This window comes from Agrobacterium sp. SORGH_AS 787 (genome assembly GCF_030819035.1).
Classification (GTDB): domain Bacteria; phylum Pseudomonadota; class Alphaproteobacteria; order Rhizobiales; family Rhizobiaceae; genus Agrobacterium; species Agrobacterium larrymoorei_B.
Genome location: NZ_JAUTBG010000001.1, coordinates 1,391,664 through 1,409,698, shown reverse-complemented (window position 1 = coordinate 1,409,698; position 18,035 = coordinate 1,391,664). Strand labels below are relative to the sequence as shown.

The 18,035-nt window shown below is 55.5% G+C and carries 20 protein-coding genes; 8 read left to right on the top strand and 12 right to left on the bottom strand.

The window, feature by feature from the left end:
- The first annotated feature begins 54 nt into the window (after window positions 1-54).
- On the top strand, window positions 55-825 hold the full coding sequence (locus tag QE435_RS06200) for a CmcI family methyltransferase (RefSeq protein WP_349040631.1): 771 nt from the start codon (window positions 55-57) through the stop codon (window positions 823-825).
- Window positions 826-829: 4 nt separating this feature from the next.
- Here the strand turns inward: QE435_RS06200 and QE435_RS06195 are convergent, their stop codons facing one another.
- Window positions 830-1,537, bottom strand: a complete 708-nt coding sequence (locus QE435_RS06195; RefSeq protein WP_349040630.1) for a formyltransferase family protein — start codon at window positions 1,535-1,537, stop codon at window positions 830-832.
- 98 nt (window positions 1,538-1,635) lie between these two features.
- Between QE435_RS06195 and QE435_RS06190 the strand changes: the two genes are divergently transcribed.
- Window positions 1,636-2,400 carry a CmcI family methyltransferase gene (locus tag QE435_RS06190; RefSeq protein WP_349040629.1) on the top strand — a complete coding sequence of 255 codons (765 nt, stop codon included), beginning with the start codon at window positions 1,636-1,638 and terminating at the stop codon, window positions 2,398-2,400.
- 4 nt (window positions 2,401-2,404) lie between these two features.
- Here the strand turns inward: QE435_RS06190 and QE435_RS06185 are convergent, their stop codons facing one another.
- From QE435_RS06185 to QE435_RS06145, 9 genes are all read right to left on the bottom strand, one after another.
- Window positions 2,405-3,628, bottom strand: a complete 1,224-nt coding sequence (locus QE435_RS06185; protein WP_349040628.1) for a class I SAM-dependent methyltransferase — start codon at window positions 3,626-3,628, stop codon at window positions 2,405-2,407.
- Entirely contained in the window at window positions 3,625-4,185 is a 561-nt protein-coding gene (gene rfbC / locus QE435_RS06180) for a dTDP-4-dehydrorhamnose 3,5-epimerase (RefSeq protein ID WP_349040627.1), read from the bottom strand. The genes QE435_RS06185 and rfbC overlap by 4 nt, the downstream gene beginning before the upstream one ends.
- The gene (rfbG, locus tag QE435_RS06175) at window positions 4,182-5,282 is read right to left on the bottom strand and encodes a CDP-glucose 4,6-dehydratase (RefSeq protein WP_349040626.1); all 1,101 of its coding nucleotides are present in this window, start codon (window positions 5,280-5,282) and stop codon (window positions 4,182-4,184) included. The genes rfbC and rfbG overlap by 4 nt, the downstream gene beginning before the upstream one ends.
- Window positions 5,246-6,016 (bottom strand): glucose-1-phosphate cytidylyltransferase, encoded by a 771-nt coding sequence (rfbF, locus tag QE435_RS06170; protein WP_349041141.1) that lies wholly within the window; start codon window positions 6,014-6,016, stop codon window positions 5,246-5,248. The genes rfbG and rfbF overlap by 37 nt, the downstream gene beginning before the upstream one ends.
- Before the next feature lie 489 nt (window positions 6,017-6,505).
- Window positions 6,506-6,787, bottom strand: a complete 282-nt coding sequence (locus QE435_RS06165; protein WP_349040625.1) for a hypothetical protein — start codon at window positions 6,785-6,787, stop codon at window positions 6,506-6,508.
- A gap of 423 nt (window positions 6,788-7,210) precedes the next feature.
- Entirely contained in the window at window positions 7,211-7,369 is a 159-nt protein-coding gene (locus QE435_RS06160; RefSeq protein ID WP_349040624.1) for a hypothetical protein, read from the bottom strand.
- Between the two features lie 524 nt (window positions 7,370-7,893).
- Window positions 7,894-8,847 (bottom strand): acetyl-CoA carboxylase carboxyltransferase subunit alpha, encoded by a 954-nt coding sequence (locus tag QE435_RS06155; RefSeq protein WP_309770040.1) that lies wholly within the window; start codon window positions 8,845-8,847, stop codon window positions 7,894-7,896.
- 63 nt (window positions 8,848-8,910) lie between these two features.
- On the bottom strand, window positions 8,911-9,864 hold the full coding sequence (xerD, locus tag QE435_RS06150; RefSeq protein WP_349040623.1) for a site-specific tyrosine recombinase XerD: 954 nt from the start codon (window positions 9,862-9,864) through the stop codon (window positions 8,911-8,913).
- 12 nt (window positions 9,865-9,876) lie between these two features.
- A complete protein-coding gene (locus QE435_RS06145; protein ID WP_306928620.1) occupies window positions 9,877-10,029 on the bottom strand; it encodes a hypothetical protein in 153 nt (50 codons plus the stop codon).
- Window positions 10,030-10,317: 288 nt separating this feature from the next.
- Between QE435_RS06145 and QE435_RS06140 the strand changes: the two genes are divergently transcribed.
- Complete coding sequence (locus tag QE435_RS06140) at window positions 10,318-10,899, top strand: shikimate kinase (RefSeq protein ID WP_349040622.1); 582 nt, start codon at window positions 10,318-10,320, stop codon at window positions 10,897-10,899.
- Between the two features lie 4 nt (window positions 10,900-10,903).
- Entirely contained in the window at window positions 10,904-12,034 is a 1,131-nt protein-coding gene (gene aroB / locus QE435_RS06135; RefSeq protein WP_349040621.1) for a 3-dehydroquinate synthase, read from the top strand.
- 39 nt (window positions 12,035-12,073) lie between these two features.
- Here the strand turns inward: aroB and QE435_RS06130 are convergent, their stop codons facing one another.
- Both QE435_RS06130 and QE435_RS06125 read right to left on the bottom strand, forming a co-directional pair.
- Complete coding sequence (locus tag QE435_RS06130) at window positions 12,074-12,646, bottom strand: DNA polymerase III subunit epsilon (protein ID WP_349040620.1); 573 nt, start codon at window positions 12,644-12,646, stop codon at window positions 12,074-12,076.
- Window positions 12,647-12,696: 50 nt separating this feature from the next.
- Window positions 12,697-12,978, bottom strand: coding sequence for a BolA family protein (locus QE435_RS06125; RefSeq protein WP_113180105.1), 282 nt, complete (start codon window positions 12,976-12,978; stop codon window positions 12,697-12,699).
- A gap of 164 nt (window positions 12,979-13,142) precedes the next feature.
- On the opposite strand from QE435_RS06125, the gene QE435_RS06120 reads away from it, so the two are divergent.
- From QE435_RS06120 to QE435_RS06105, 4 genes are all read left to right on the top strand, one after another.
- Window positions 13,143-13,769 carry a J domain-containing protein gene (locus QE435_RS06120; RefSeq protein ID WP_349040619.1) on the top strand — a complete coding sequence of 209 codons (627 nt, stop codon included), beginning with the start codon at window positions 13,143-13,145 and terminating at the stop codon, window positions 13,767-13,769.
- A 63-nt stretch (window positions 13,770-13,832) separates the two neighbouring features.
- Window positions 13,833-14,822, top strand: coding sequence for a cobaltochelatase subunit CobS (gene cobS, locus QE435_RS06115; protein ID WP_296099443.1), 990 nt, complete (start codon window positions 13,833-13,835; stop codon window positions 14,820-14,822).
- Between the two features lie 102 nt (window positions 14,823-14,924).
- A complete protein-coding gene (gene cobT, locus QE435_RS06110) occupies window positions 14,925-16,832 on the top strand; it encodes a cobaltochelatase subunit CobT (protein ID WP_349040618.1) in 1,908 nt (635 codons plus the stop codon).
- Window positions 16,833-16,878: 46 nt separating this feature from the next.
- The gene (locus QE435_RS06105; RefSeq protein ID WP_349041140.1) at window positions 16,879-17,862 is read left to right on the top strand and encodes an esterase-like activity of phytase family protein; all 984 of its coding nucleotides are present in this window, start codon (window positions 16,879-16,881) and stop codon (window positions 17,860-17,862) included.
- Window positions 17,863-18,035: the final 173 nt, after the last annotated feature.

Genomic DNA, 18,035 nt, shown 5'->3' with positions numbered 1-18,035 from the left:
CGGGAACAGCACCGAACTCAGTTCTTCTAATCTAATCGGCAGGGATATGACGCAATGACCGTAAAAGACGATCGCCTGGAATTCGAAGAACACAAGAAAAAGATGTCTCTGGCGCTTGGCAAAGATGAGGTGGCATTTCGTCAGTCAATAGATACACTTATCATGCTTGATAAGTACGACTACTTTTATCAATGGTCTTGGATGGGTTTACCCATTATACAAGCACCTGCTGACATCATGGCAACGCAGGAAGTGATCTGGAATACCAAGCCCGATGTCATCATCGAAACAGGCGTTGCACGTGGTGGATCGCTGATATTCATGGCTTCGCTTTTCGCTGCCATGGGCAAGACCGACGGTAAAATTGTCGGTGTAGACATCGACATTCGGGCACACAATAGAGAAGCAATAGAAAGCCATCCGTTGTCGCGCCATATTACCTTGATCCAGGGTGGCTCGGTAGACGCAGAAACGCTCGTAGAAGTCAAAAAACAAATCCCTCCGGGCGCGAGAGTAATGGTCGTTCTTGACAGCGACCACTCTCGAGATCATGTCCTGGCCGAGTGTCGCGCTTACGGGGAGTTGGTTACGGAAGGTTGTTATCTGGTGGTTGCGGACACTGTGATCGGTCATTTGACGCCTGAACAAGCTTTCACAAAACGTTCAAAGGTCTGGCTCCAGGGCAATGAACCCCTTCAGGCCGTGCAAGATTTTATGGGCGAATGTAACCTGTTTGAAGTTGATCCTGTCATCAACGGCAAGCTGGTTCTTTCTTCGTCACCAGGGGGCTACTTGATTCGTAAAACGACGACTGACGCCGTTTAGTTTTTCAAGATGAACGATCCAAAGGTGATCGCTTCTGGATCGTCACGCGCACCTCATATTCCTCTCCTTGATCGTCAACAAACCAGCAAGATGGGTGTCCTGAAAAAGTCCGCGCTCTTAGAAGGTTTAAGGTATCTTTGACTGGCTGAACTGAGTTTAGATCAAGAAAGCTAGCTTCTTCCATTTCTCTCGCATAATGGAAATTGCCGGTTTCCAAACTTTGCTTAATTCTTCCCGGATTTCCCGATAAAATTGAGTGGAATGTCGCTTTGAACAGATCGACCATTTCCTGTTGGCCTCTGCGATAAAGGGTCTCGGCATTGTCTGTCCAGTCGTAGAAAATCTGCCGCTGCGCAATGAGGTCCCCATCATCGATTCCGCTACCGAGGAAGTGTAGCGAGACACCAAATGGCTCTCCACATTTCAAAGCCCAAAAGTTGGGGTTTTTTCCTCTATGAAGCGGCAGAAGACTGGGATGAGTGTTAATAAATCCTTGATTTGAAACATCTATGTCTGAAACTCTGAGGATGTTTGGCCACCAGAGCAAGAGACCGGTATCCACCTTTGTCCCGAGCGAAGAGTAGACTATCTCTTCTATCGTACGCCCACCAAGTTCCTCAACCGCGATACCACGCGCTTCGCAGTATCGAAATATGTCGTTCTGTGATGTGGTGACGACCAAGGAGAGCACGCCCGGAAATTGGGTACTCATCCACTCAACTAGGGTTTTGCCTACGGGACCATCCGCGCATGCTAGTAACGTCCTGCTACGCATAACGATTTTTACCTTCACAATAGAGCCAAAGTACGATGAGCATTGACGATGAAAACGAGTTCCTCCAAAAATTGAGGAACAAAACTTTACAATTAGGCCAAGATGGCCACATCAAGGAAGATTCGGTTCGTCTCTTTAAGCTGCTGAACGACTACGACTACTCCTATCTTTGGAGCTGGATGGGCGTACCAATCATACAAATACCTCCCGATATTGTCGCAACCCAAGAGGCAATCTGGTCTACGAAGCCCGACGTAATCGTTGATGTTGGTGTGGCGCGTGGCGGCTCCGTGATCTTCATGGCTTCAGTTTTATCTGCGCTCGGTAACCCAAACTCGGTTGTTGTCGGCGTCGATATCGACGTGCGCCCTCATAATAGACAGACGATAACAAATCATCCGCTTTCCCACAAAGTCCGGCTGGTCGAGGGAAACTCGCTTGACCCTGTTACCTTCAGCAGGGTTAAAGAACTAATCCAAAGCGACTCACGTGTAATGGTCGTATTGGACAGCGATCACTCATACGAACATGTTCTGGCTGAATGCAGACTCTACTCTGAACTCGTTACATCCGGGTGTTACCTCGTTGTCACCAATACCATCCTTGGCCGCCTTGATGAACCAGACACAATCCGTCGATCAAAACTATACAAGAAAGGTGATGACCCCCTTACAGCGCTTCAATCATTTCTTTCTCAAAATAATCAGTTCCGTGTGGACGAGTATCTGAATGGCAAACTCGTGTTTTCGCAGTCGTATGGCGGCTTTTGCTTACGCGTGGAGGACAGAGCTACAGAGTAAGTGTCTAAGATATATAAAGCGTCGGCACCGCGGTCACGAACCGACTTCCCTCCTTGGTCAAATACGATAACTGTTCCGTTACTTCCCCCGCAATATTCCATGGCAGAATAACCACGTAATCTGGCTTCCTCTCTTTCATCGCATCTGGATGAACAACAGGAATATGGCTTCCAGGTAGGTACTTATTCTGTTTTGCCGTCGCTGCATCGCAAACGAAAGGCAACAAATCCGGCTTGACGCCCGCAAAATTCAAAAGCGTATTACCCTTCGCCGCCGCACCGTATGCTCCTACAGTTTTGCCATCCTGTTTGGCTTGCAGCAAAAAGCGCAACACGTCGTTCTTCACAGCCTCAGCTTTCTGCTGGAAGCCAGCATAAACAGTCTTGGCTCTCAGACCCCGGGCCGCTTCTTCATCGATAATTTGCTGAACCGATTCTAGGGTGGGTCTCTGATCCGTGTCGTGGCATCCGTAAATTCGCAGGCTGCCGCCATGCGTTGTCAGTTGCTCAACATCGAAAACTCTTAATCCTGCCTGCTCGAAGATTCTCTGCACGGTAAAGAGCGAGAGGTACGAGAAGTGCTCGTGGTAGACGGTATCGAACTGATTGTGCTCGATCAGTTCCATCAGATGAGGGAATTCGAGTGTGATCGTTCCTTCGCTTTTGAGGGCCGCCTTGAGGCCTCGCGTAAAATCATTGATGTCCGGAACATGCGCGTATACGTTGTTGCCGAGAATGAGATCAGCAGTGCGACCTTCCGATACCAGGGACTTCGCCAGTTCCTCCCCAAAAAACTTTCGCAGAACCGGTATTCCCTGGGCTTCTGCGGCTTCAGCCGTACTGTCGGTCGGCTCAATGCCAAGACAAGGGATGCCGGCGGCGACAAAATTTCGGAGCAGGTAACCGTCATTGGACGCAACCTCAATAACCATGCTTTCGTTGGATAGGCCGAGACGCTTCGTAATCATGTCAGTGTATCGAGATGCATGGTCAAGCCAGCTTCTTGATGCGCTTGAAAAGTAGGCGTAGTCGGAACTGAAGAAGGTCTCTGCTGAGGCATAATCCTCCGTCTGCACCAACCAGCATTCTTCACACACTTTCAGGCGCAGCGGAAAGTACACTTCCGGCTTCGAGAGCGCGTCTTTTGTCAGGTACGCGTTTGATGGCGGGGCAAAGCCAAGATCGAGAAAGTCACAGCGAAGCTCGCTGGCGCAATGGCGGCACTTCATAGAATCAGTCCTGTGAATTGATCGGTGAGACGCGGATGCAAGCGGTCGCGTTCAGACATTTCAGTAATCTCTAAAGGCCACTGAATGCTCAGACGCGGATCAAGCGCGCTTAGCGCCCCTTCTGAGCCATGCGCATGTGCCGCAGAATGAAAATAAAGAAGTTCGCAATCATCGGTCAGAGCTTGAAAGCCATGAGCGAAACCTTCTGGGATCAGCATCGAACGCCGGTTGTCCGCAGAGAGGTGTTCCGCGTGCCAATGAAGGAAAGTTGGTGATCCACTTCTCAAATCAACAGCGACATCAAGCACTGCACCTCGCAAGCAATTGACGAGCTTCATCTCCGCATGCGGCGGGTGCTGATAATGCATGCCGCGTACGGTCCCTTTTTGAATTGTCCTAGTCAAGTTGATCTGGCAAATGGGAGCCGTCCAACCTGCTGTGGCTAGCTCCTCTGCGCAGAACATGCGAGAGAGAAAGCCGCGAGGGTCAGCAAGATTTTGTCGCTCCACGACCTTGAGCCCCGATAGCGGCAACTCGTGTATGGTGAACCGCGTCACGCCGCAGCCTCGTATTCAGAGATTTCAGCCTTGCAGAGGTCGTGGGCATCTGCACCATTCGCTAGATCTCGATACCATGTCATCGTGCGCGTGATCGCTTGTTCCAACGTCCATCTCGGCATAACACCTAAACTATGTCGCGCCTTCGCGGTCTCCAGTGCAAGCCATCCGGCCTCGTGCGGACCGTCTGCACTATCGCCGTAGATCACTTCGCCCTCACCGTAAGCAGAACGCGCAATCTCAATCACCTGGCGAACCGAAGCCGCTTCATGGCTTACTGGGCCGAAGTTATAGCTGCCAGCGAGCTGAGGGGTTTCCCACAGACGTTCTGCCAAAACCAGATAAGCCGAAAGCGGCTCCAAAACGTGCTGCCAGGGCCTTCTGGCTTCAGGGCGTCGCACGAGAAGGGGCTTCTGAAAGCTCCATGCTCGAACTGCATCCGGCAAAAGACGATCGGCCGCCCAGTCACCGCCACCAATCACATTGCCAGCACGAGCTGTTGCCACGGCCACACCAGCACCCTTCAGGAAGCTCTCCCGATAGCTCGCAACGACGAGTTCGCAGGCCGCTTTGCTCGCACTGTACGGATCGTGCCCCCCCAAAGTATCATTCTCACGATAAGGAAAAGGATGCTCGAGATTTTGATACACCTTATCTGTCGTCACCACCACGACGACGCGTGCGGAAGGCAGGCATCGTGTGTACTCCAGTAGGTTAACTGTCCCAAGCACGTTTGTTGAAAATGTTCCGACAGGGTCATCGTAGCTTGCTCGTACGAGCGCCTGCGCAGCCAAATGCAGGATGATGTCAGGCGATCCCGCTTCTCCAATTTTAAGAAGCGCTGACCTGTCGCGAATATCTTCGATATAGCTGTTCGACGGTTCGGGTAACTTTGAATAAAGACTCGGCTCAGTCACCGGGGGCAAACTGAGCCCCGCGACATGCGCCCCCATTTCCGTCAGCCAAAGCGACAGCCACGAACCTTTGAACCCAGTGTGGCCCGTGAGCAAGACATTCTTACCACGCCAAAAATTGTGATTCGGAAGCACGCCAGTCATGATCACCAGATTTTCCACGGAGCCTTGTTCGAGGCCCATAGTTCCTCCAGGAGATTCTTCTCCCTTAGGGTATCCATCGGCTGCCAAAAACCATCATGTTCAAAGGCCATGAGGTCGCCTTGGGCTGCCAAACTGATCATGGGAACGCCCTCCCACGGGGAACTGTCCGCCTCAATAAAATCCAAGCACTTTGGAGAGAGCACGAAAAAACCCCCATTAATGAGGCCGCCGTCACCACGCGGCTTTTCGACAAAGCCCGTGACCCTTGTCCCAGCCAGGGCCAATGCGCCGTATCGCGCCGGAGGATGAACAGCGGTCACTGTAGCGAGCTTCCCATGTTGTTTGTGAAACTTGATGAGCTCACTTATATTGACGTCGCTAAGACCATCGCCGTAAGTAAAACAAAAGCTCTCCTCGCCTTGAAGGTATTCTCGAACACGCTTCAGACGTCCGCCCGTCATCGTGGCCTCGCCGGTATCGAGAAGAGTCACCTTCCAGGGCTCAGCGTTACGTCGATGAACCTGCATTTCATTGTGGCTCATATCGAACGTGACGTCGGACATATGAAGGAAGTAGTTGGCGAAGTACTCCTTTATCACATAGCCCTTATAGCCGCAGCAGATGATGAAATCATTCACCCCATGCGCGGAATACAACTTCATGATGTGCCAAAGGATCGGCTTACCGCCAATCTCGATCATCGGCTTCGGACGAAGATGGGTCTCTTCAGAGATACGTGTACCGAGACCGCCAGCGAGTATTACAGCTTTCAAACTTAATCCGTCCTGTACCATGAACTCCTAGTCGGAGACTCCGCCAATCGGCGATTTCACACGCATGTCTGCGCTTTTAAAACCCAGCTCCACGCCTCAGATACGCCTGCGCGGCGAGCCGCCCGTCGTAGGGCACCTGTTACAACAGGCAAAGCCGAATGTACATGCTGATCGTGAGGCCTACACACAGTAGAAACATTTGAAGAGATGCGGTCTATTAAAGACACGCGACTTACTCGGTACATAGGACCAATAATGGAATTCCTAAGAAAGTACCGAGGACCGGTGTTTGGATTCAGGGATCAATCAGCCAGTTATCCAAAGCTGATTTCGCTTTTGGAGGTACTTAAAGGTCAGAAGGAAGAAACCTGAAGAGGCCAATCAAGTTGAAATCGCCGTAACGATCACACACCTCCGGTGACCTGTCCGCATCAATCATGACCAACAAGAAAGCCTACCCCTCGAGATCTACCGCCCAATAAAGCTCAGCTACCTCGGCTTCTTCGCAACGGGTTTTCCGACGGTTGGAACATTGCATTCTTCGCCTCGGAGATTGGCTTCGATCGCTTTTACCTTCCCGTTGGTGATCGAGAGTTGACCTTTCTTGTCACCACCAAAGGTGCTGGACATCGGTACGCCTATGAGGAACACGCCGAAAGCATCCCCCGTTGCCGCACCATTCTGCTGCTTGGATACAGCGGAAAGAGTGGCCTGCTCCTTCAGATACTCCTGAGCCAAAGCCTGGCAGTCCATATTGCTATACGCAGCCATCGGAACATCAACCGGAACGATCGCATCTGTCTTTTTGCGCACACGCTCACGGCCAGTCCTAGAACTGGCAACATCGAAAACTCTTTCATGATTTCTCTTAACCCCATAGAGACACCCCTCTGCCTCGCAAGCTAGGATACAACTTAAGATCGGAATTGAGCCGAGAGTTGCTAGGCGAAGTTTGCAATCTTCAGAGTCTTATGCATTTTCAGCCATCGATGAGGTGACCATCTGAAATGTCGATGCCGAAAACTGTGCCGCGAACATGAAGAGCAGAAGAACAGATCGATTACTCAGCGCCGATTTCACGAAGCGATAAGCCACCTCTGCGTAGATCGACCGGGCCAATCGCTTCTTGTAGCTCCTATTCAACCAAGAGAAGTAAACGGACGGGGAGGAGGGTCTTGTCTCCAATCCCGTCGATCAGGACGAGCGCGCCGTTCTTCTCGTCCACAACGATGTTGTCAGGTGCACGTCCCGGGCAACGATGTCGCTTTTGACCAGCCAATCCAGAAACTCCGAAAGCGCTTCGTCCGTCTGCTGGCTGTATTGCCCGCTCTCTATCGCGTCCTGAAGGGTCATCGCAAGACCACCGTTTTTCGGCGCACGGCCTTTATAAGGATGCCCGTGCCCCTCTCGGTGAGAACGACGCCAGCAAAATGCTGGAGATGGCGCGCGGTTCTAGGGCCTTCGTCAGCGACACGCTCATACTCTCGTATCTCGCGCCGCATAGGGACGATGGCCTTGTAGAATCGTCGCACCATGTATAGCAGCCGGATGTTCTGGAAGTAGCGGCGCGGCGGTATCTTCGTGTGTACCTTGACCAGGTGCCGGGAAGAGCATAGACCTCGCGCGACATGCCGGAGGCCAGCGGCTTTTCCAAGAGCCTTAGCGGGGATGGTGAGCTATCGTTTACCGACGCCGATAACGACATGAATGTCTCCTGCTGTCATAGATATGAATATTCCTTATATTTAATATTTAGACGAGACAAAAGCTTCGTTCGCAGCACGTCATTCTTATTGCATCGGCAGGCTCATCGTCAAAAAGCAAAAGGCGTGCCTAGTACGGCACGCCTTGCTGTAAAAAGTGAGGTCTCGAGTGAATTACAGGCTGCGCCCGATATCCAGAAACTTCTGACGACGTTCGGCGCGCAGCTGGCTTCCGGACTGAGGTGTCAACTCCTTCAGTGCCGCTTCGATCGTTTTGCCGGTCGCGGCAATAACGCTTGAAGGGTCGCGGTGCGCGCCACCGATTGGCTCTGGGATAATACCGTCGATAACGCCCAGCGCCTTCAGGTCGTCTGAGGTGATCTTCATGTTGGTTGCGGCCTCCTTGGCGCGGGTCGAGTCGCGCCAGAGGATGGAGGCTGCACCTTCGGGGGAGATCACCGAATAGATCGCGTGCTCGAGCATGTAGACACGGTTGCCAGTCGCGATCGCGATTGCACCGCCGGAGCCGCCTTCGCCGATGACGACGGACACGATTGGGACCTTCGCGTTGAGGCACATCTCCGTCGAGCGGGCGATGGCTTCCGCCTGGCCGCGTTCTTCAGCACCGACACCTGGGTAAGCGCCAGCGGTATCGATGAGCGTCACGACGGGTAGAGAGAAACGGTCGGCCAGTTCTAGAACCCGGATCGCCTTGCGGTATCCTTCCGGACGCGGGCTGCCGAAATTGTGTTTGAGGCGCGACTTGGTGTCGTTGCCTTTTTCCTGGCCGATAATAGCAACCGGCTGGCCGTTGAAGCGGCCAAGGCCTGCCTGGATGGCGGCATCTTCGGCAAATTTGCGGTCGCCGGCAAGCGGCGTGAAATCGGTAAAGAGGGCACTCGCGTAGTCGATGAAGTGCGGGCGCTGCGGGTGGCGCGCGACCTGCGTCTTCTGCCAGGCATTCAGCTTGGAGTAGATATCCTGCATCGCATCGTTGACGCGCGCTTCCAGACGCGAAATTTCCTCGGACGTATCGATGCTCTCGTCTTCGGCGGCCAGTTTCTTCAGTTCAAGAATCTTGCCTTCCAGGTCCGAAATGGGTTTTTCGAAGTCGAGGTAGCTGAGCATGAGATCCGTTTCCGATCGTTTTGCGCAAGGTTTGACCGGGCTCTCCCGGCGGTTCCGGTCGCTCTAATCAAGGTTTTTACCCTGTTTGGCAAGAGGGTGGTGTGTTTGAACCAACTCTTGAAGGCGTTCTTCCAACACATGTGTGTATATTTGTGTCGTGGAAATGTCCGAATGGCCGAGCAGTTCCTGCACTGCGCGCAGATCCGCGCCGTTCTGCAGAAGATGGCTGGCAAAAGCGTGCCTAAGCACATGCGGCGAGACGGCAGATGGAGTCAATCCTGCGCGGATCGCGATATCCTTCAAATCACGGGCGAAGACCTGACGGGGCAGATGACCCTCCTTGCTGGCAGCGGGAAAAAGCCAGGGGCTTTCCTCCTGCGGCTTGCCCTTCGGTGTCAGCGCCTTGCGGGCCTCATCATATCTTTCCATCGCTTCGATTGCCGTGCGTGATAACAACACGACCCGGTCCTTATTGCCCTTGCCGCGGATCATCAGGAAACGGCCTTCGTGACGCAGGACCTTTGCCGGCAGAGAGACGAGTTCGCTGACGCGCATGCCCGTGGCATAGAGCAGTTCGAGCAGTAGGTGCATTCGGATCCGCCCCAGCTGTGCCGGCCCCTCTTGGCTCGCCTCTTCCGCAGCTTTGGCCAGAAGTGCCGTGACGCTCGCGACACTCATGGTTTTGGGAAGAGCGCGGCCTTTGCGGGGCGCGTCCAAGATGCCGGTTGGGTCGTCGGCTCGAACACCCTCTGAATAAAGAAATTTATAGAACTGCCGGAGCGCGGAAAGGCGCCTCGCCTGCGAGGATGCGGCAAAGCCTTGAGCGGAAAGATGAGCGAGATAGGCCGATAGGTCGGCTGTGCTTGCTTCGGTCAACGACGTCTGGCGAGATGAGAGAAACTCCATCAGGTCGCTGAGGTCGCGCTCATAGGAGGCAAGCGTGTTTATCGCCGCGCCACGCTCGGCGCTCATCATTTCCAGAAAGCCTTCCAGCCGTGCGTGATCCTGGCGAGACATGGATTTATGTCCTCAAGGCGTGGGCGGGTTGAGACGCTCCGAAGGAATGCGCACCGTGACTTCCCGCTCGCGCGGCTTCACCAGCGAGACAAGCGACACCATGCTCCCATAGACAATGCCGGCAATCGCCGCGAGGATGAAGATGAAACGGAAAAGGGTGGGCATGATCACTCCGCAGCATTTGGTCGCCTTGCCTGTGGCAACATATTGGCAAGGGTATGGCGTCGCCCGAGTCTTGCGCCTGACAATCGGCGTCATCCTGTCGGGCTATTTCTGTGGCCTAAAGCGCGCCGCGATCTTTCAGATTCGCGCTTTAGGCTTTAGGTTCTTGTTTCATCGCATGTCGTTATCGCAAAACCGCTGCACACTTTTCCGCGACATGCTTATAAGACGCGATTTGGCTTGACGCTTGGTAAACATTTGAAGATACCGATGCCAAATGGGCCATCTTTCATGAGCGAAACCAACTTATCCCTTCCCCAGAGTCTGGGAGAAAAAGCGCGTGCCGCCCTTGGCAGGCGCAACGTCGTCTTCGTCGGGCTGATGGGCGCGGGAAAATCCGCCATCGGCAGGTCGGTCGCGCATCAATTGAAGATCCCCTTCGTCGATACGGATGACGAAATCGAGCGCGTCTCGCGCATGACGATCTCAGAGCTTTTCGCCAACTACGGCGAAGAAGAATTCCGGGCGCTGGAAACGCGCGTCATCAAGCGGCTACTTCGGGGCAGCGCAAAGGTGGTTTCCACTGGCGGGGGGGCTTTCATCAACGAGAACACCCGCAGACACATCAAGCGTGGCGGCGTTTCGCTCTGGCTGAAAGCCGACCTCGAAGTGCTTTGGGAACGCGTCAACAAGCGGGATCATCGCCCCTTGCTGAAGACCGAAGACCCCAAGGCAACACTCGCTGCCCTGATGGAAAAACGTTACCCGATCTACTGCGAAGCCGATATTACGATTGAATCCCGCGATGTTCGCAAGGAGATCATCGCGACGGAAGTTCTAGAAGCCATCGCCAGCCTCAACAAGAAAGCCTGATGCCATGCCCTCTGCCATCCAGACCGACGAGCGCCTCGTTCATGTTCCGCTGGGTGAACGTGCCTATGACATTCTCATCGGACCGGGCCTGATCGCTCGCGCCGGTGGAGAGATTTCCTCACGGCTGAAGGGGAAACGCGCCGCGATCATCACCGATGAGCACGTTGCGCCGCTCTATCTCGAAACATTGATGGATGGTCTGCAGACGGATGGCATTGAGGCCGTATCGCTGACCCTGCCCGCTGGCGAAAAGACCAAGAGCTTCGATCATCTCGTCACCGTCTGCGATGCCATCCTCGCCGCACGCATCGAGCGCAACGACGCGGTCATCGCACTTGGCGGCGGCGTCATCGGTGATCTGGCAGGCTTCGCCGCTGGCATCGTTCGCCGCGGCGTCCGTTTTGTGCAGATTCCGACCTCGCTTCTGGCGCAGGTGGATTCCTCCGTCGGCGGTAAGACCGGCATCAACAGCCGCCACGGCAAGAACCTCGTCGGCGTCTTCCATCAGCCGGATCTTGTTCTCGCCGATACCGCTGTTCTCGATACGCTGAGCCCGCGCGAGTTTCGTGCAGGCTATGCCGAAGTTGTCAAATACGGCCTGATCGACAAGCCGGAATTCTTCTCCTGGCTTGAGAAGAACTGGGCTGAGATCGAGAAGGGCGGGCCTGCCCGCATCGAAGCGATTGCCACAAGCTGCCAGGCGAAATCCGACGTGGTGGTTGCGGACGAAAAGGAAAACGGCGTTCGGGCGCTATTGAACCTCGGTCATACCTTCGGCCACGCGCTGGAAGCGGCAACAGACTATAACAGCGAGCGTCTGGTTCACGGAGAAGGCGTTGCCATTGGCATGGTGCTGGCGCACCAGTTCTCCGCCCGCATGAACCTTGCAAGCCCGGATGACGCAAGCCGTGTCGAAGCGCATCTGAAGGCGGTGGGTCTGCCGACCTCGATGGAGGATATCCCAGGCCAGCTGCCGCCTGTCGACATGCTAATGACGGCCATTGCTCAGGACAAGAAGGTCAAGGGCGGAAAGCTTACCTTCATCCTGACCCACGGCATCGGCCAGTCTTTCGTGGCGGATGATGTCGCGGCATCGGAAGTGCAGAGCTTTCTGTCGGAAAAGCATCCGAGATAGATATCGGTTGTCTCGACCTCTCAAGGCTGGCGTTGACCGTCAGTCCTTGATCAGCCGGCTTAGCAGATGAGCATATCCGCGCGCGTCGTCGATTGCTCGGTGCGTGTGCTCGATCGCACCCAGCCACTCCTGTGGATAGTGCTTGACATCACACTGCCAGAAATCCCGCCCGGTCGCTCCTGCAACCATCGACATGATGCAGAGCGGCGCGTGCTTAAAAAGACGATCGGGAATCCATGGCCCCTCGAAGAGGGCTCTGCCAGCGAAGCGGCTCAAGTAATAATTGAACCATGGCCCATCGAGTGCGACGGGATGGGCAGCAAAGATCGGGTCGGCATCAAAAGACTTTATCCAGTCTATGAACTGGTCGATTGCCAGAGGCGCCGGAACGGCGTTTGACGTTGCGGCCGCCCATGCTTCAGGGTGCCTGCGCCAGAACTGCATGGTCAGAGGGTCTTGGTTCGCATCAGGCAACGGCTCGATAACCACTTCGAACTCGCCGAGGCTCTCGCCACTGTGAGACAGAGCGACTGAGCCGAAGGACAACATTGAGTGTTGACCTGGGATAGGACCGTCGAATTCGCAGTCGGTGACAATGTAGATGAATGACATTTGCCCCTCACACTGAGGTACTGCGGTCAGATTTTCCAAAGGTTTTGGCTCTAAAACCGCGTCGGCTCGCCCGGTGCCGCGGCTTCTATAGCAAGTGCGTGCAGGCCTGCATCCAGTTCGGGCTTCAACAGTCCATTAATTGCACGATGACGATCCACGCGGGACTTGCCGGAGAACTGCTCGGACACTATCTGAACACGCATATGCGTCTCGCCCGTGCCGGTCATATCCGGCTGGTGCCCGGCATGCATGTGGCTTTCATCGATGACATTCAGGCGATCCGGCAAAAATGCTTCCCGCAGCTTGTTTTCCATGCGTTGGCGCAGGGACATGGCATCCATCTCCTGATGATCGCGTTGTTAGAGCCTGTTTGGAAGCTCGGCGGCGGAGAGCGATCGGTTTCCACACAGGCCTAAAGGGGCTCCCTAAAAGCCTGTAACATTCCGCTTTGTCAATTCTTGTTGTGCACCCTTTTGCGCACCATAATTGGGATATCATGAAACTGGATTCGAAATATTTCGACCGCATCCGCACGCGTCGCAAAAGAGAGCAACCGCCGGAGGCTCAGGCCCCCGTCTGTCAGTGGGATGGATGCGACAAGCCTGGTAATCACCGCGCACCCGTTGGCCGCAACGCCGAGGGGAAATTCTTCATGTTCTGTTTCGAGCACGTGAAGGAGTACAACAAGGGCTACAATTATTTTTCGGGCCTCTCCGACAGCGAGATCGCCCGTTACCAGAAGGAAGCGATCACTGGCCACCGCCCCACCTGGACAGTGGGGGTCAACAAGACCGCGCGAGACAGTCCGCTTCATTCCACCTTGCGCTCGGGTGCTGCAAATGCGCGCATCCGGGATCCCTTCGGATTCACCAATGGTTTTGGCGATGGAAAGGCTGGCGGCCAGCGGATCCAGCCGGACCGCAAACTGAAAACCCTGGAGGCAAAAGCCTTAGACACGCTCGGGCTCGAAGCCGGTGCAAAGCAGGATGACATCAAACGGCGTTACAAGGAGCTTGTCAAAAAGCACCATCCTGATGCTAATGGTGGCGATCGCGGTTCGGAAGAGCGTTTTCGGGCTGTAATTCAAGCCTACCAATTGTTAAAACAATCGGGTTTCTGCTAAGCCCTTTTTGTGATTGCCTTATGAAGATGTGGCCGGGTGGTTGCTACCCGCCTTGGAGACGTGATGAGCAAAATTGACCTTGATATTACCAACCTGCCGGATACGACTGTTTCTGTCCGCGAGGTCTTCGGTATCGATACGGATCTGCGTGTTCCGGCTTACAGCCAGGGCGACGCCTATGTGCCAGATCTGGACCCGGACTATCTTTTCGACCGCGATACGACACTGGCGATCCTTGCAGGCTTTGCTCATAACCGACGTGTCATGGTGTCCGGCTTCCACGGCACCGGTAAGTCCACCCATATCGAACAGGTCGCAGCACGCCTCAACTGGCCGTGCGTGCGCGTCAACCTCGACAGCCATGTCAGCCGTATCGACCTCGTCGGCAAGGACGCCATCGTCCTGAAGGACGGCAAGCAGGTCACCGAGTTCAAGGACGGAATTCTGCCTTGGGCCTACCAGCACAATGTCGCGCTCGTCTTCGACGAATACGACGCGGGCCGCCCGGACGTCATGTTCGTCATCCAGCGCGTTCTGGAATCGTCCGGCCGCCTGACCCTGCTCGACCAGAGCCGCGTGATCCGCCCTCACCCGGCCTTCCGTATTTTCGCAACCGCCAACACCGTTGGCCTTGGCGATACCACCGGCCTTTATCATGGTACGCAGCAGATCAACCAGGCACAGATGGACCGTTGGTCGATCGTCACGACGCTGAACTATCTGCCGCACGAGCAGGAAGTGAACATCATCGTTGCCAAGGTGAAGAGCCTCGACAACGAGAAGGGTCGCGAGACCGCATCGAAGATGGTTCGCGTTGCGGATCTGACCCGCTCGGCCTTCATCAATGGTGACCTCTCGACCGTGATGAGCCCGCGTACCGTCATTACCTGGGCAGAGAATGCGGAAATCTTCGGCGATCTCGCCTTTGCCTTCCGCGTCACCTTCCTCAACAAGTGCGATGAGCTGGAGCGGACCCTGGTGGCGGAACAGTACCAGCGTGCTTTCGGCGTAGAGCTGAAGGAAAGCGCGGCAAACATCGTTCTCAGCGCCTGAGCTTCGGCAAAAGCCGGAGGATCATCTGAGACGTGAAGACGAAGACGCTCCCGCGTGGCTTTCGAAGTCTGCGCGGAGCGTTCAGAATCGGCAGGAAAGACCATGGCAGCGCGCGGCGATAATTCGAGACCAAAATCCGGCACGGTGATCGACACCGAACCGTTGCGTCAGGCGATCACCGGCTGCGTGCGTTCGGTGGCGGGCAGTTCCGAAGTCGAAGTGGTTTTCGCCAATGAGCGTCCGGGGCTTGCGGGCGAGCGGATGCGCCTGCCGGAGATTTCCAAGAAACCTACGGCGCAGGAAGTGGCGATCACCCGCGGGCTTGGCGATTCCATGGCGCTTCGTCTTGCATGCCACGACAGCGATGTGCACGCGACGATGTCGCCGCAGGGTGCGGATGCACGGCAGATTTTCGACGCCGTCGAACAGGCGCGTGTGGAATCCATCGGCGCACTGCGCATGCCGGGCATGGCGAACAATATTCGTGCGATGAACACGGAGAAATACGCCAAGGCCAATTTCGGCAATATCAACACCCAGGAAGACGCACCGATTGCCGAGGCCGTCGCGCTTCTGGTGCGTGAAAAGCTGACGGGCGAAAAGCCACCGGAAAGCGCCGGCAAGATTCTCGATGTCTGGCGTTCCTTCATCGAAGACAAGGCGTCTGGCGATCTCGAAGACCTCTCTACCGTTATCGAGGATCAGAAGGCCTTCTCCAAGCTCGTTCGCAAGATGCTGACCTCCATGCAGATGGCGGAGGATTTCGGCGACGAGAATGATGAGCCGGAATCGCAGGAAGCCGAATCCGACGAGGACCAGCCCCGTAGCAACGAGCAGCAGGAAGAGCAGGTCGAGGAAGACGCTGGCTCCGATGCTGCCCCTGCGGAGGAGAGCGAAGCCTCGCAGGAACAGATGGAAGACGGCGAGATGGATGGCGCCGAGATGTCGGAAGACGAAATGTCCGACGATCTCGACGAGGATTCCGAGACGCCCGGCGAAACCCGTCGCCCGAACAGCCCCTTCGACGATTTCAACGAGAAGGTCGATTATCGCATCTTCACCCAGGAATTCGACGAGGAAATTCATGCCGAGGAACTCTGCGACGAAGCAGAACTCGATCGCCTGCGCGCTTTCCTCGACAAGCAGTTGGCGCATCTTCAAGGTGCCGTCGGACGTCTGGCAAATCGTTTGCAGCGCCGCCTGATGGCGCAACAGAATCGCTCCTGGGATTTTGATCTGGAAGAGGGCTATCTCGATCCGGCACGTCTGGTGCGCCTGATCATCGACCCAATGCAGCCACTCTCCTTCAAAAAAGAGCGCGATACGAAATTCCGCGATACGGTCGTCTCGCTTGTCATCGACAATTCCGGCTCGATGCGCGGGCGGCCGATCACGGTCGCCGCAACTTGCGCCGATATTCTGGCGCGCACGCTGGAACGCTCCGGCGTCAAGGTCGAAATCCTTGGCTTCACCACCAAGGCCTGGAAGGGCGGCCAATCGCGTGAACAGTGGCTGGCCAACGGCAAGCCACCCTCTCCTGGCCGCCTCAACGATCTGCGCCACATCATTTACAAGAGCGCGGATGCGCCATGGCGCCGCGCACGGCGCAACCTCGGGCTTATGATGCGCGAAGGTTTGCTCAAGGAAAACATCGACGGCGAAGCATTGATGTGGGCGCATAACCGCCTGATCAACCGGCCGGAGCAGCGCAAGATCATGATGATGATCTCGGATGGAGCGCCGGTGGACGACTCGACGCTTTCGGTCAATCCGGGCAATTATCTCGAACGGCATCTGCGTGCTGTGATCGAGCAGATCGAGACGCGTTCGCCTGTTGAGCTTCTTGCGATCGGCATCGGCCACGATGTGACGCGCTACTACCGCCGTGCCGTCACGATTGTGGACGCGGACGAGTTGGCTGGCGCCATGACCGAACAACTTGCCGCCCTCTTCGAGGATACCAGCGCAAGCTCCGGCAAGCCATCCCGCAGGATGCGCCGTGCGGGATAGGCCACCTCGCGGCGGCGGCGATGCTCCCCGCCGGTCTTCCGGCAAAGTGATCGGCGCGCTCTCCTTTGCCCTTGCGATCCTGGCCCCGGCGGCGATTGGGGCCTCTTCCCCCGAAGTCGCGGTGACGTCCACACCAATCAAGGATTTCCTTGTCGGGTCGGGTGAGACGCATTTCGGTATGCTGGAGTTTATCGGCGGCCTGTCGATGCGTTCATCCGATCCCGCCTTCGGGGCAATTTCCAGCATTCGCCTCAGACCGGACGGACGCAGCTTCGTTGCCGTTCTGGATACCGGTCACTGGATGACCGGTGAGATTGAACGCGACAGAAAAACGGGCGTCCTCTCGGGCGTTTCGATGGTTCGCGTCGACCCGATGCTGAACGAGACCGGAACCACTGCGCGCAGAAAGGTGGACATGGATGCAGAAGGCTTGGCACTGCGGGGCAATCATCTCTATGTCAGCTATGAGCAGTTCCACCGCATCGGCATTTATCCCGACAAGGATTTGGCAGATGCCAAGCCAAGCGGCAGGCTCCCGCATCTGATCCCGAACAACGCGTTAAAGCGCAATGCTGGGCTGGAGACGCTCGTCGCTTCGCCGGAAAATTCACCGTTGAAGGGCGCGCTGGTTGCAGTGGCGGAAGATAGCGTGGACAGAAGCGGCAACCTCTACGCCGCCATCTTGGAGGGACCGTTGAAGGGTCTGTTCGCCGTGAAGAAGCATGGCGACTTCGCCGTCACCGACGGTGCCTTTTTGGCAAATGGCGACCTGCTCTTGCTGGAGCGCCGCTTCAATTTCAGCGAAGGCGCGGGCATGCGCATCCGACGTATCGATGGCAAGGATATTCTCCCAGGTTCTGTCGTCGATGGAGAAACACTGATCGAGGCTGGCCCGTCCTATCAGATCGACAATATGGAAGGCATGGATGTGGTGACCCAACCAGACGGATCGACGCATATCATCCTTGTCTCGGACGACAACCACTCATTTCTCCAGCGAAACCTGATGCTGGAGTTCAAGCTGAATTAGTTTTCCGAGGAGATGCTTGGGGTGCCCGACCAAGCATTCCTGCAGCATCGGCCCGAAATCGGAACCGACTATCGAGCCGATGATGCAAAAAACTGGTGGCAGATTGCTCGTTCTTTGTTGGCGATTGAATTCCTTCATCGAACACGGGAATCATGTTCGTCTGAAGCCGGAAT